Below are 12,677 nucleotides of genomic sequence, written 5' to 3' on the forward strand. Positions count from 1 at the left end.
ATGAATTCCGTTACGCCAACACCACCGCAAGCGCCTTGCAGCATGAATGCGGGCGAGCAGGCAGTCCTGCTTGAAAACTGCACCTTTTGCTGGCCCGGCCAAAAGGAAGAAACCCTGCGCATCCCCATGTTCAGCGTGGGCAAAGGGGAGACGGTCTTTCTTTCCGGCCCCAGCGGCGGGGGCAAAAGCACCCTGCTCAGCCTCATTGCAGGGATACTGCAACCAGCTTCCGGCAGTGTGCGCGTCAACGGAATTCGTGTGGACACCCTGCCCAGATTCGCCAGAGATTCCTTTCGCGGTGACACCATCGGCCTGATATTTCAGCAGTTCAATCTTGTTCCGCATCTCTCCATGCTGGATAATGTGCTGCTGCCCTGCCGCTTTTCGCCCAAACGCGCCACACGGGCAACGGAAAAGGATGGAAGCCCGGAGCAATCCGCGCAACGCCTGCTTGAGCGTCTTGGCCTTGGGCCGGAACTGTGGCGCAAAAGCGTAACCCGCCTTTCCGTTGGGCAACAGCAACGCGTTGCCGCCGCCCGCGCCCTTGTGGGTTCACCCCCGCTGGTCATGGCTGACGAACCCACCTCCGCGCTGGATGCGGAACGTCGGGCAGATTTTCTGCACCTGTTGCTGCGCGAAAGCGCCGAGGCCGGATCAAGCCTGTTGTTTGTCAGCCATGACCTGTCTCTGGCAGATTTTTTTGAACGCCGGGTCCGACTGGCAGAGATTAACTTGGCCGATGCCAGCAGGGCTGACAAAGGGACAATCCCGCAGGGGGAAACCGCATGAGCCGTTGGCGTTTTTTGTTGGGGCTTGCCTGGTCGAGCGCCTGGAACCGCCGGGGAACCCTGAGCCTTGTGGTATTTTCCATCGCGCTCTCCACCACATTGCTGCTCGGTATGGAACGTGTGCGCACTCAGGTGCGCGATAATTTTGTTCAGGCAGTTTCCGGCACGGATATGGTGGTGGGCGCGCGCGGCAGCGAATTGCAACTGCTGCTCTATGCCGTGTTCCACATGGGCAAGGCCACCAACAACATGGGGTGGGACAGCGCCCAGCGCATTGCCCAGCGCAAGGACGTGGCCTGGACGATCCCCCTGTCGCTCGGCGATTCGCATAAAGGATTTGCCGTAGTGGGCACTACGGGCGATTTTTTTACCCAGTACCAATACAGCAGGCGCATGCATCTGCAACTGGCGCAGGGCGCGCCTTTTGACGGCATCTTTGATGTTGTGCTGGGGGCGGAGGTTGCCAGCAAAGAACACTACAGGTTGGGCGACAGGCTGGTGCTCAGCCACGGCTCAGGCAGCGCCCACCTTGCCCAGCATACGGACAAGCCCTTTACTGTGTGCGGCATTCTTGCACCCACAGGTACCCCTGTGGACAGGGCTTTGTACATCAGCCTTGCCGCTATGGTGGCCATCCATATCGACTGGCAGGGCGGCGCGCCTGTGCCGGGTTTTCATGTGCGGCCAGATCAGGTAACCAAGTTCAGCCTCGCGCCCAAGAGTATTACAGCGGTGCTGGTTGGTCTGAAAAACCGCGCCCGTGTTTTTGCCGCCCAAAGGGAAATCAACGCCGACCAGCAGGAAGCCCTCATGGCTGTTATGCCCGGGGTGGCGTTGGATCAGCTATGGAGCCTGCTGCGCGCGGGCGAAAATGCCTTGCACGTCCTCTCCTGGCTGGTAACCGTGGCTGGGCTGGCTGGTCTTGTGGCCGCCATTCTGGCAGGGCTGGGTGAACGGCGGCGCGAGCTGGCCGTGCTGCGTGCGGCAGGGGCAAGCCCTCTGGATATTGTGGCCCTTCTGGCGTTTGAAAGCACGCTGCTGGTCGTTGCAGGCGCTCTGGCTGGAACTGCCGCCCTGGCCGCTCTGCTGGCCGTGTTTGGCCCTGTGCTGGCTTCGGGCTATGGACTGAACCTTACGCTCACTCTGCCCACAGCCGCCGAATGGCGCTTGCTTGGCGGGATTGTGGCCGCGGGTTTTGCCGCCGGGCTTATCCCGGCATGGCGGGCCTACCGCATGAGTCTGGCAGACGGCCTCAACGCCTCTGTATAATAAAGGAACCTGCCATGAAAACAGCCTCGACCACAGGGCGCATCCTCTGCATGCTGGCAGCATTGCTGTGCGGCTGGCACAGCGCAACCGCCCTTGCCCTGACTGACGATTACGAGCGGCAAAAAATCGAACACTGGCAGCCCTCGCGCGAGGATGCGGACACTGCCGCAGCCGCAAAAAAGAGCGGGAAATACACCGAAATCACATGGGACAAGCTGATTCCGCCATCATGGAATCCCGCAAAAGTTTTTGACAAGTTCAATTTTGACAAGTTCAGCGATGACGACCCCAGAGCCGACAAGGCCCTGAAAGAATTTCAGGCCCTGTGGAGCAACGCGCCAGCCAACAAGGCCCTGGGCGGCAAGCTGGTGCGCATAGCCGGATTTGTGGCTCCGCTTGATTTTCTGGGCGGCGATGAACTGGCAGAATTCTTGCTGGTTCCCTATTTCGGCGCGTGCATCCACGTGCCGCCGCCCCCGGCCAACCAGATCATATACGTCACACTGGACAAACCACGCGGCATACAGATGATGGACACCGTATGGGTTTATGGAAAGCTTGAAATCGAGAAAACAGAAAGCGATATCGGCGATGCGGGATACCGCATCAAGGCTGAGGCGGTGGAACCCTATGTGGAAGACGAAAACAACTGATCAGGCAAAACCAGCCTGTTGCCAGGCGGAAACATCGTGCTGTCAGGCAGACCAGCCGCGCATGGGGCCCAACCTGCGGCTTACCCCCTTGCGGCGCATGGTGCTTGACTATCTGCAACAGGCACAGGAACCCGTTAAGGCCTATGACATTCTTGATGCCCTGCGCGGCAAATCCTCCAAGGCCCTCACGCCTGCAAGCGTCTACAGGACGCTTGAATTTCTGCTCAATCAGGGTCTTGTGCACAAGGTCGGCTCGCTCAATGCCTTTGTGGCCTGCGCGGAAACCTGCCACAAAAAACATGCACCCGTGTTCATGCTGGTATGCCCTGGTTGCCGCAAGAGCCGCGAGGTGAACAATCCCGCTCTTTATCAGACCATCTTTTCCACCATGCAGCAGCAGGGCTTTCAGCTACAGGGCGACACCGTGGAACTGACGGGCATCTGCCCCCGGTGCGCAGAAATGGACGCTCAGGCTGGCGCGTAATCCCCAAGTTACTTCAGGTTTCTGAATATCTTGTCGAAGAGGCCTCTCCTTCCAGCGGTTCCAGCATAGTCTGTTCTTCATTATCGGTCAGACGCAAAAGGCGGCGCGGATCTCCATAACCGGAAAAACGCGCCGCCTGCCCCGTCCGGCAAATAGACGGGGTGAGAGAGCTGGCAAGATCAACTTGAGCAAAAACAAGAAACCAGGATTTGTTGAAAGCGAAGGGCCTTTGCAGGCCCTTCGTTTTTTCAGTTATTTTTCCGTATTTTCCCCGCCCTTGGCCTCGGCCTTGGCTTTCTTGACGCGCGGGGTTCCGGTGCGGTGCACTACAAACTTGCTGATGGAAGGTTTGCGGTGCACTGGTTCCTGATGCAGACATTTTGTGGGGCACTTTTCCACACACGCGGAGCAGTATACGCACAGGAAGGGATCATAATTCCACTTTCCGGCTTTTGCATCCACGGTAATGGCATCGGTTGGGCATACTCTTGCGCAGGAATTGCAGAATATGCACTTTTCAACCTCGTTGGTGATCACGCCGCGATAGGCGGGGAAGGGTTCGCGTTCTTCCAGAGGATACAGCCGCGTGGCTGGCTTGCCCGAAAGATTGCGCAGCACGTTTGGGAGCATATACATGGGCTACCTCTCTGTGCAGGAGATGCACGGGTCGATACTCAGCACGATAACCGGCACATCGGGCAGTTTGCAGCCCGGCAGCATGTGCAGCAGGGGCGGCACGTTGGCAAAGGTGGGCGTACGCACGCGCATGCGCTCCAGATTCTTGGTGCCGTTGGCCCGGATGTAATAGAACAGCTCGCCGCGAGGCTGCTCCACACGAAAGACCGATTCGCCCTCGGGGTTGCCGGTGACCTTTACGGTCAGCTCGCTTTCGGGCAGGCGGTTCAAGGCCTCGCGGATAAGCTCTATGGAGTGCAGCACTTCATAAAAGCGTACCTTGGAGCGGGCGTAGCAGTCTCCGTCATTTTCAACCACGGGAATGAAGTTGAGATCCTTGTAGGCGGCGTAGCCGTGCATACGTTCGTCGATTTCCCAGCCGCTGCCGCGAAGGGTGGGACCGGCGGCGCCCAGCAGGCGGGCATCGTCCTTGCTCAGGATGCCGATGCCGCGCGTGCGTTCCTGCACGGTGTAGTCGTCAAGCATGGTGCGGGTAAGTTCGCGCATGCCCTTTTCCAGTTCATCCAGACGGCCATGCATCCAGCGGATCTGATCGGGGCTGAGGTCGCGGCGCACACCGCCAACCACGTTGACCGAAAGGATAACGCGGTTGCCCGCCGTGGCTTCGCAGATGTCCATGACATGCTCGCGGATGCGCCAGAACTGCTGGAACACGCTTTCAAAGCCAAACGAGTCGGCAAACAGGCCGAGCCACAGCATGTGGGAGTGTATCCGGTGCAGTTCTGACCAGATAACCCGCAAAAACTGCGCGCGCGGCGGCGCTGTAATGCCCATCATGTCTTCAATGGCGTTGCAGTAGCAGTTGGCATGGATGCACGAGCAGATGCCGCAGATGCGCTCGACCACAAAGACCATCTGATTGTAGTCCTTGAGCCGCACAAGGCTTTCAAGCCCGCGATGGACAAAACCAAGCTGGGGCACGGCCCCGACCACGGTTTCATCTTCCACCACAAACTTGATGTGCAGCGGCTCGGGCAGTACGGGATGCTGCGGCCCGAAAGGAATCACGGTTGTGCGGTTGCTCATGCCTTCTCTCCTTTGGCCGTGTCATCCTTGGCGGCCTCGGCCTTGGCGGCGGGCCGCCGGACCGTGGTCATGGTAAAGTACGGCGCGTGGGTGACTTCGCCCTCCAGATACATGGCCCCCTGGTAATCCAGGGGCAGATCCGCAAAATGCACCCCGAACTGATCCTGCGTTTCGTTCTCGACGAGGACAGCGCAGAAATACACGGGCGTAATGCTGGGGATGGCGTCGTTCTTGTTCACATCCATGCGCAGATGCACCATGCCCTTGGCGTCCGTGGGTTCCCACACGCACAGCTCGGCGTTGTGGCGCAGGTCGGACATGGTGAGGTTTACGTCAAAGTGATAAAAAAGCCGCAGCGTGTTTTCGTCCATGACGGTCTGCGACATGGTCACAAAACGGTATTTGGCGTTGGCAAGCTGCTGCACTTCTGAAAGCAGCGTTTGCGGCGTCACTTCCTTGGCTTCAAAAAACATGGCTCTATCCTTTCCGGGTTAACCCGCGTTTTGCTGTGGCTTGTCGGGGGCTTCTTCCGGCGCGGACTCCGCCTGCGGCGTCATGTCGGGAGTGCCGTCCTCATCGCCCGGCATAAAGGTGGGCACAGGCTCGGGGCCAAGGCCCATCTTGGCCTTGAGCACGCCAAGGGCCTGCACCACGCCGTCAATGATGGCCTCGGGTTTGGGCGGGCAGCCGGGCACGAACACATCAACAGGAATGATATTGTACGCGCCGTTCAGCACATTATAGGTATCCTTGAACACGCCCCCGGAAAGGTTGCAGGCTCCGATGGAAACCACGGCCTTGGGCGAAGGCATCTGTTCGTATATCTGCTTGAGCACATGCTGGTTGCGGTGGTTCACCGTGCCTGTAACCAGCAGCACGTCGGCATGCTTGGGGTTGCCCGCGTTGACCACCCCGAAACGTTCTACGTCATACATGGGCGTCAGACAGGCCAGCACCTCGATGTCGCAGCCGTTGCAGGAACCGCAGTCAAAATGAACTATCCACGGAGACTTCAGGCGGCTCCGCTTGATCATATTGTCGACGAAACCCATATTCCGGCCTCCTTACGCCACGTACAGCCATAAAAGATTAACCAGGGCCAGGCCCATGCCGAGCAGCAGAGACTTCTTTTGCACCATCCACTGCCACGTCAGACGGGCGGTGATGTTGTCGATAAGAATTTCCGTGAACAGCGAGGCGCCCACAAGAACGGCCATTCCCACAAAGCTGGTGTGCCAGAACATGGCGCACAGCCCAAGAATAAGCACAAGGTCAAACCAGTGGGCAATTTCAATCAGCGCAAGGTACGGGCCGGAGTATTCGGTCTGTACGCCGCGCACCAGTTCCTGGTGGCCGTGATGGCAGGCAGCAATATCAAAGGGCGACTTGCGCAGTTTGATTGTCAGGGCGTAACCCAGCGCCAGAAACAGCAGGGGCATCTTGAGCAGCAGGGGCTGCTCGAGCTGGAATACTGCGGCAATGGAGAACGAACCCGTGCACATGGCAAAGCCAACGAACACCAGGATGAGGATAGGCTCATAGGCAAGCATGAGCAACAGCTCGCGCTGCGCGCCCACGTTGCTGTAGGGCGAAGGCACGCATACCGCGCCAACCACCTGAAACACCGCACCCACTGTGAGCACGAAGAACAGCAGCAGCAAATCCCCGCCCATGAAGAAAATCAGCAAAGCAAGCGCCGATGAAATCAGCGTGATGTACGCGCTGAACACCAGCCAGGCATTGGTAACCTGGGGCTGTTTGCCCAGCAGTTTCAAGATGTCGTAAAAGGGCTGGAGCAGTGGCGGCCCAAGGCGCGACTGAAGGCGCGCCGTGATCCGGCGATCCAGACCGGTAAGCAGGCCGCCCACCAGGGGCGACAGGATCAACCCGCCGATAGCGCTGAAGATGGTGAGCATTACAGCAGACCTCCTACCAGAACGACCAGGAATGCGATGGAAATCATGTCGATGGCCCGCGTGATCTTGCTCTCGCCGAAATACTGGCAAAGATAGAAGTTGGCCACGCGCACGGGTTCAAAGGCATTCATGGGGCCCTTGAAGCCAACCACGCCGTTCTTTTCAGCCGCCAGGCCCGAAAAATACGGCTGCGCATGGGCAGACTCTGGTGTTCTGCGGGCTTCACGCCATGCAAACCACACGCCCAGACCAAGCAGAAGGAACAGCAGGTAAATCCACACATAACCTTCTGCGCCGGTCAGGTTGGCGCCGGGGATAAAGCCTTCGATCTGCAAGTTGAAGCGCGCGTAAACGCCCGAAACCGAAGGCTCCACAAAGGTCTTCAGCACCAGGGGCGAAATGAACGAAAACACCACGGCAAGGCCGCACAGCGAACGCAGCGCAAACATGACCGAGGGCTTGGGATTACCGTGAGCCGCATGTTCGTGCATCTTGGAGGACGACACCAGCACACCGGCCCAGCGCGCCCAGAAGAGCACGGTAAAGGCCGAGCCAAGCGCCACAAAGAAAACGATGGGCGTCATGGCCTGGGTGGCGCGGGCAATGGCTTCTATGGCCATCCACTTGCCTATGAGCATGCCAAAGGGCGGCAGCATCATGGTGAAAATGCCGATCACGGTGATAATGGCCGTGCGGGGCATTATGCCGTAGAGGCCGCGCATGTCTTCGATATCACGCGAACCGATGCGCTGCTCAATGGCGCCGACGCACATGAACAACAGGCCCTTGGATACGGAGTGGTAAATGATGATGGTCGTTGCCGCCATCATGGATGCGGCGGTATTGATGCCCACACAGGCGATGATAAGCCCGAGGTTGGCGATTGTGGAATACGCCAGAACCTTTTTTGCATTACTCTGGCTGACCGCAAGAATACATGTGGCCACAAAGGTAAATGCGCCGAACAGGGCCACGATGGTGGACATGGTGGTTCCCGCAAAGGCTGGAGCCATGCGCAACAGCAGGTAAGTGCCCGCCTTGACCATGGTAGCCGAGTGCAACAGGGCCGAAACTGGCGTTGGCGCAACCATTGCGCCGCACAGCCAACTCTCGAAAGGAACCTGCGCCGACTTTGTAAAGGCCGCCAGACAGAAGAAAGCAAAGGGCAAAAGAATGGCCGTGTTCTTTACGTCCATTGAGGTCATCTTTTGCAGAACGAGCTCGGTCGAAAGCGTTCCAAGACTTTTCTGAATAAACAGCATGGCCGAAACAAAGGCCAGCCCGCCCAGAACGTTCATCCACAAGGCGCGCTGGGCATTGGCCTTGGCCTCGTCTGTCTGGTCATGCCCTATGAGCATGAAGGAACACAGCGTTGTGATCTCCCAGAACAGGAACATCCATGAAAGGTTGTTGCAGAGCACCAGGCCGTTCATGGCGCCGAGGAAGCAGAAAATAATGGCAAAAAATCTGGGCTGGCGCGAAACACGCAGATGGAGATGCTCTTCGTGCAGATCCATGTAGCCCATGCCGTAAATGGTAATAAGCCCGCCAACCACGCTGATGATGATCACCATGATAAGCGACAGACCGTCTGCAACAAAGGCAGTGATGGGCACTTCATGCCCGGGAAGAACGAATTTAAGGTATAAGAGACCAATCAGTTGCAGCAGGGTCATGCCCATAATCAGGCGGCTGCCCAGCTTCCAACCTATGCCAAGAATGTAAACCAGCAACAGCAAGTCCAGCACGCTGAACACGGAATCGGCAGACAGACCCAATATGGTGTCTATCTCAAGCCGAAAAGCGCCGTTCGCTCCCAGGATCACGGCTGCCACCGCCATGACTGTGACCGCTGCAGGCACTATCAACTTGCGAGCGCTGCTGCTTTGCGTGAAATACAGCACAAGCGCCATAATAAACGGCAGTGCTACACAACAAAAAACAAGTGTACTCATCTTCTTTGCCCCACTACATTGCGAGTTGTGAAAAACTTCACTCTTGATAACTTCCTCACAACATAAAAAAACTGTCCCCCTCCTTCCATTATTTGCACATATTATTTTTATTAGAGTTAATCTATGTACTTTTTTGCGTCAACATATTTGATTAATTTGCCTACATTGATTGTTCAAAGAACAATTCATAGCAAAATGCTAATATTTTAACGCTCTGATTTACGGCCCAATTGCCAATCGCCAAAACACCTGTGTTTTTCTGCTCACAACGACGGTTTCTAGAAAACGCAGGCAAAACCTGACCAGATTACTTTTCAGAGCAACTAGCGGGGATAATAGATAGCGGCGGTAGCTGTGGGCTACCCCCCAGAAAAAACGCAAGCGCCCCTGCGGCGCAGCCATGCGAAAAACATGGCATTGTGCTGCAAGGGCGCTTGCTGCCAGCCGTAACGGCTGGCTCAAACAGCTACACTCTCCCCCGGTCAGTGCCGGAGGGAATATGGGATCAGGGGTTGAACACCAAAGGGCCTTCAGCCATGGTGGCGACCATGACGGCCTTGATGGTGTGCAGGCGGTTTTCCGCCTCTTCAAAAGCCATGTTGCGCGGCGATTCAAAGACTTCATCGCTCACTTCCATGCATTCAATGCCAAAGCGCTGATAAATGTCTTCGCCAACTGCGGTATCACGGTTATGGAAGCTCGGCAGACAATGCAAAAACTTGCATTGGGGATTGCCCGTCAGTTCCATTGCTGCCGCGTCCACGCGATACGGCGTCAACAGATCAATGCGCTCTTTCCATACGGAATCAGGCTCGCCCATGGACACCCAGACATCTGTGGAGAGGAAATCGCAGTCTTTAACGCCTTCGGGCACGCTTTCCGTGCGCGTAATATGCGCGCCAGTGCTCTTGGCTATGTGGAGGGCCAATTCAAAAACTTCGTCCGATGTCCACAAAGCCCTGGGAGCAACAGAACGGAAATCCAGCCCAAGCAGGGCAGAACCAACCATCAGGGAATTGCCCATATTATAACGTGCATCCCCAAGATATGCCAGCGTTTGTTGATTCAAAGGTTTTTCGCAGCACTCGCGCATGGTCAGCATGTCGGCCAGAAACTGCGTGGGGTGCCATTCGTTGGTGAGGCCGTTCCACACCGGCACGCCAGCGTGTTCTGCCAGAGCCTCTACCCTCGCCTGCTCATAACCGCGATACTCAATACCATCATAAAAGCGGGAAAGCACGCGGGCGGTATCGGCCATGGATTCCTTTTTGCCCATCTGCGAGCCGGAGGGGCCAAGATAGGTCACGCGCGCGCCCTGATCATAGGCTGCCACTTCAAAAGAACAGCGGGTACGCGTGGAATCCTTTTCAAAAAGGATGACAATATTTCTGTCTTGCAGAAACTTCGGCTCGCGCCGGACCTTTTTGGCCTGCTTGAGCTGGGCCGCCAGATCCAGCAGATACGTGAGGTCTTCCGGCGTGAAGTCTATTTCTTTCAGAAAATCCCGGTGATACAGCCTGTTGCTCATGACGCATTCCCACCCTTTGCAGACAGTGTGAATCCCTGCGATTATGCCGCAGGTTGAAAACTATAATTCGAGTATCATTCCAATTTCGTCACAGCAGTAAAACTTGGGGCATTTACTGCATTCAACCCACACAATGGCGGGCATATCATCGCGTTTAAACTCGCTGAAACCGCACTTGGAAAAGAACGGCGCAGCCAGAGTAAAGGCAAAAACCCTCGGCAAGCCGAGATCGCGACATCGGTCAACCAGCGCGGCCACCAGCCTTTTGCCAAAGCCCTGCGCCTGGCACAGGGGGTGAACCGCCACCGAGCGTATTTCCGCCAGGTCTTCCCACAGCACATGCACAGCGCCGCAGGCAACCACAACCTCATGCCCGTCGTCGGCCGAGGGAGCCGTGGCAACCATGTAGTCCTGAATATGCTGATAGAGGTACTGCGGCCCGCGCGCCAGCATGACGTTGGACGACGCATAATGGTTGATAAGCGCAGACATGCCGTGCACGTCGCGCACCGTGGCCGAACGGATGACCAGCGCTGAAAGGTCTTCTACGCGAACATCCTGAACAAGAGGTTTGTCTTCTACGCCAACGCGTGGAACGGCAATGGGCATTATACGCCTCGATATCTGGATACGCTCCGCCCCTGAAGGGAAAGGAGCCAAAAAAGGTTACGCACAAAGCAGCCAGAGCCAAACTCTGCCGCAAAGAATAAGCATAATAACAAGGCCCACACTGTGCAAGCAATTACGGCCCGTGAGGCGGGTAAAATTTGCACTGGCGCAGTGCCCGCAGCCCTCCCGCATGCAAATCGGCGTTGCCCGCACCGGCCTTTCTGGCTATGGTACCCCCCATCAAGGAGAACGCATGCGCACTGCACCACGCTTAATCATTGTCTGCCTTGCCTGCGCACTGCTCTGCCATTTGCCCCTATCTGGCATTGCGGCGCAGCAGGGGGACGATCAACCCCGCCTTATGAAAGTTGTAGCGCTTTCCCGCCACGGGGTGCGCTCGCCCACGCAGGCTCCCGATACGCTTTCGCAGTGGAGCACCCGCAACTGGCCCCAGTGGCCTGTGCCGAGGGGTTTCCTCACGCCGCGCGGTGCGCGGCTGGTAACCGCCATGTGGGAAGACATGCGCGGGCAAATGCTGAATCTTGGCCTGCTGCCCGACAGCGTCTGTCCGCCGCCCGGCAAGGTATTTGTGCGCGCCGATGTGGATCAACGCACCAGAGCAACAGCCAAAGCCCTGCTTGATGGCCTCTGCCCGGGGGGCGGGCAGACCTATGCCGTTTCAAGCCAGACGCCCGATCCGCTTTTTCATCCCGTGCAGGCGGGTTTTCAGCGTTTTGATCCTGCCTCGGTCGCCGCAAGCATCATGGCCACGGCCGGGGGCGATCTTGATCGGCTGCATGAGGACAATGCAGGAGCCTTGACCCACATCCAGCACCTGAGCGCTCCCGTGGCCCCGGAGATGTGCGCGCGCTACAATCTGCCGCCCACCTGCGGGCTCGCAGACCTGCCCAATTCTGTGAGCGTGGATGCTGACGGCAAGGGCGCAGGGCTTTCCGGCGCGCTGGCTACCGCATCAAGCATGGCGGAAATTTTTTTGCTGGAATACGCCCAGTGGCCTGAAATTTCTGCCGGGTGGGGCCAGGTGGACGCGCACGTTCTGCGTGAAGTGCTGCCCGTGCACACAAGCGTGTTCAACACTGTGAACCGCTCTCCAGTTGTGGCTCTTTTCAAGGGGGCATCGCTGCTTTCAGAAATGGCTGCGGCCCTTGACGGCACCCACAGGGATCAACGCTGCAACGCGGCTTCCCTGGTTGTTTTTGTGGGGCACGACACCAACCTTGCCAATGTGGGCGAATTGCTGGGCGTACACTGGCAGTTGCCCGGCTACCCCGATAACGCCACCCCGCCAGGATCAGTCCTTATGCTTGAGCTGTGGGATATGGGCGGTAAAAAAGAAGTGCGCGTGCGCTTTTTTGCCCAGTCGCTGGAAGCCCTGCATGAACCCTTTGTTGATCCGCCGCAGCCTGTGAGCGGCCTGACCATCCCCCAGTTTACCGATCCGGCCAGAACCCACAAGGCAACTGCGGCTCTGGTAACAGCGCCGCCTGTTGTGGGGGAGGCCCGCTTCAGCCTTGAAAACTTTTCACAGCGGGTTGACAAAGCACTGCGTAATGCCCCCCTGATTCCGCAAGAGGTTCCCCCGCTGCGCCTGCGGGTGGACAGCGATGTGGACAGCGGCCCCGCCGCGGCCACTTCCGCTGAGGCTTCTTCACCAGTAAAAACCCGCTGACCCCCACGACCCCCCGCTGCATTCCCTACCGCCGTATCATTTGATGCGGCGGTTTTTCATTTT

13 protein-coding genes are annotated in these 12,677 nt (G+C 57.5%); 5 read left to right on the top strand and 8 right to left on the bottom strand.

All coding sequences use genetic code 11. From position 1 onward, the window contains the following. Genes ACUZ9Q_RS10140 through ACUZ9Q_RS10155 form a run of 4 tightly spaced genes read left to right on the top strand, consistent with a single transcriptional unit; the run spans nt 1 to nt 3,194 of the window. Nucleotides 1–789, top strand: a complete 789-nt coding sequence (locus ACUZ9Q_RS10140) for an ABC transporter ATP-binding protein (RefSeq protein ID WP_233483124.1) — start codon at nt 1–3, stop codon at nt 787–789. Beyond that, the gene (locus ACUZ9Q_RS10145) at nt 786–2,057 is read left to right on the top strand and encodes an ABC transporter permease (RefSeq protein WP_449247813.1); all 1,272 of its coding nucleotides are present in this window, start codon (nt 786–788) and stop codon (nt 2,055–2,057) included. Before ACUZ9Q_RS10140 ends, ACUZ9Q_RS10145 begins: the two co-directional genes overlap by 4 nt. 14 nt (nt 2,058–2,071) lie before the next feature. Next, the gene (locus tag ACUZ9Q_RS10150) at nt 2,072–2,710 is read left to right on the top strand and encodes a DUF3299 domain-containing protein (RefSeq protein ID WP_192112847.1); all 639 of its coding nucleotides are present in this window, start codon (nt 2,072–2,074) and stop codon (nt 2,708–2,710) included. Beyond that, nucleotides 2,688–3,194 carry a Fur family transcriptional regulator gene (locus ACUZ9Q_RS10155; RefSeq protein WP_449247815.1) on the top strand — a complete coding sequence of 169 codons (507 nt, stop codon included), beginning with the start codon at nt 2,688–2,690 and terminating at the stop codon, nt 3,192–3,194. Before ACUZ9Q_RS10150 ends, ACUZ9Q_RS10155 begins: the two co-directional genes overlap by 23 nt. A 252-nt stretch (nt 3,195–3,446) precedes the next feature. Here ACUZ9Q_RS10155 and ACUZ9Q_RS10160 read toward each other — a convergent pair whose 3' ends face one another. From ACUZ9Q_RS10160 to ACUZ9Q_RS10195, 8 genes are all read right to left on the bottom strand, one after another. Continuing rightward, nucleotides 3,447–3,830, bottom strand: coding sequence for a 4Fe-4S binding protein (locus ACUZ9Q_RS10160; RefSeq protein WP_192112845.1), 384 nt, complete (start codon nt 3,828–3,830; stop codon nt 3,447–3,449). A gap of 3 nt (nt 3,831–3,833) precedes the next feature. Next, nucleotides 3,834–4,916 (bottom strand): hydrogenase large subunit, encoded by a 1,083-nt coding sequence (locus ACUZ9Q_RS10165; RefSeq protein WP_192112844.1) that lies wholly within the window; start codon nt 4,914–4,916, stop codon nt 3,834–3,836. Continuing rightward, a complete protein-coding gene (locus ACUZ9Q_RS10170; protein ID WP_022658253.1) occupies nt 4,913–5,389 on the bottom strand; it encodes an NADH-quinone oxidoreductase subunit C in 477 nt (158 codons plus the stop codon). Before ACUZ9Q_RS10170 ends, ACUZ9Q_RS10165 begins: the two co-directional genes overlap by 4 nt. Nucleotides 5,390–5,407: 18 nt before the next feature. Beyond that, a complete protein-coding gene (locus ACUZ9Q_RS10175; protein WP_022658252.1) occupies nt 5,408–5,968 on the bottom strand; it encodes an NADH-quinone oxidoreductase subunit B family protein in 561 nt (186 codons plus the stop codon). Nucleotides 5,969–5,980: 12 nt separating this feature from the next. Further along, nucleotides 5,981–6,832: a respiratory chain complex I subunit 1 family protein gene (locus ACUZ9Q_RS10180; RefSeq protein ID WP_192112842.1), complete on the bottom strand. Its 852-nt coding sequence runs from the start codon at nt 6,830–6,832 to the stop codon at nt 5,981–5,983. Next, on the bottom strand, nt 6,832–8,787 hold the full coding sequence (locus ACUZ9Q_RS10185; protein WP_192112841.1) for an NADH-quinone oxidoreductase subunit 5 family protein: 1,956 nt from the start codon (nt 8,785–8,787) through the stop codon (nt 6,832–6,834). Before ACUZ9Q_RS10185 ends, ACUZ9Q_RS10180 begins: the two co-directional genes overlap by 1 nt. A 505-nt stretch (nt 8,788–9,292) precedes the next feature. After that, complete coding sequence (gene argF, locus ACUZ9Q_RS10190; protein WP_215647836.1) at nt 9,293–10,315, bottom strand: ornithine carbamoyltransferase; 1,023 nt, start codon at nt 10,313–10,315, stop codon at nt 9,293–9,295. A 60-nt stretch (nt 10,316–10,375) separates the two neighbouring features. After that, the gene (locus ACUZ9Q_RS10195; protein ID WP_192112839.1) at nt 10,376–10,924 is read right to left on the bottom strand and encodes an N-acetyltransferase; all 549 of its coding nucleotides are present in this window, start codon (nt 10,922–10,924) and stop codon (nt 10,376–10,378) included. Nucleotides 10,925–11,177: 253 nt separating this feature from the next. Here ACUZ9Q_RS10195 and ACUZ9Q_RS10200 point away from each other — a divergent pair, with 253 nt between their 5' ends. Beyond that, nucleotides 11,178–12,614 (top strand): histidine-type phosphatase, encoded by a 1,437-nt coding sequence (locus tag ACUZ9Q_RS10200; RefSeq protein ID WP_449247816.1) that lies wholly within the window; start codon nt 11,178–11,180, stop codon nt 12,612–12,614. The last annotated feature ends 63 nt before the right edge of the window (nt 12,615–12,677 follow it).

Source organism: Desulfovibrio desulfopostgatei, assembly GCF_053570645.1.

Excerpts from the sequence above, each read along its gene's own strand:
- ACUZ9Q_RS10140 (WP_233483124.1), top strand. The coding sequence starts at position 1 with ATGAATTCCGTTACGCCAACACCACCGCAAGCGCCTTGCAGCATGAAT.
- ACUZ9Q_RS10145 (WP_449247813.1), top strand. The coding sequence starts at position 786 with ATGAGCCGTTGGCGTTTTTTGTTGGGGCTTGCCTGGTCGAGCGCCTGG.
- ACUZ9Q_RS10150 (WP_192112847.1), top strand. The coding sequence starts at position 2,072 with ATGAAAACAGCCTCGACCACAGGGCGCATCCTCTGCATGCTGGCAGCA.
- ACUZ9Q_RS10155 (WP_449247815.1), top strand. The coding sequence starts at position 2,688 with ATGTGGAAGACGAAAACAACTGATCAGGCAAAACCAGCCTGTTGCCAG.
- ACUZ9Q_RS10160 (WP_192112845.1), bottom strand. The coding sequence starts at position 3,830 with ATGTATATGCTCCCAAACGTGCTGCGCAATCTTTCGGGCAAGCCAGCC.
- ACUZ9Q_RS10165 (WP_192112844.1), bottom strand. The coding sequence starts at position 4,916 with ATGAGCAACCGCACAACCGTGATTCCTTTCGGGCCGCAGCATCCCGTA.
- ACUZ9Q_RS10170 (WP_022658253.1), bottom strand. The coding sequence starts at position 5,389 with ATGTTTTTTGAAGCCAAGGAAGTGACGCCGCAAACGCTGCTTTCAGAA.
- ACUZ9Q_RS10175 (WP_022658252.1), bottom strand. The coding sequence starts at position 5,968 with ATGGGTTTCGTCGACAATATGATCAAGCGGAGCCGCCTGAAGTCTCCG.
- ACUZ9Q_RS10180 (WP_192112842.1), bottom strand. The coding sequence starts at position 6,832 with ATGCTCACCATCTTCAGCGCTATCGGCGGGTTGATCCTGTCGCCCCTG.
- ACUZ9Q_RS10185 (WP_192112841.1), bottom strand. The coding sequence starts at position 8,787 with ATGAGTACACTTGTTTTTTGTTGTGTAGCACTGCCGTTTATTATGGCG.
- argF (WP_215647836.1), bottom strand. The coding sequence starts at position 10,315 with ATGAGCAACAGGCTGTATCACCGGGATTTTCTGAAAGAAATAGACTTC.
- ACUZ9Q_RS10195 (WP_192112839.1), bottom strand. The coding sequence starts at position 10,924 with ATGCCCATTGCCGTTCCACGCGTTGGCGTAGAAGACAAACCTCTTGTT.
- ACUZ9Q_RS10200 (WP_449247816.1), top strand. The coding sequence starts at position 11,178 with ATGCGCACTGCACCACGCTTAATCATTGTCTGCCTTGCCTGCGCACTG.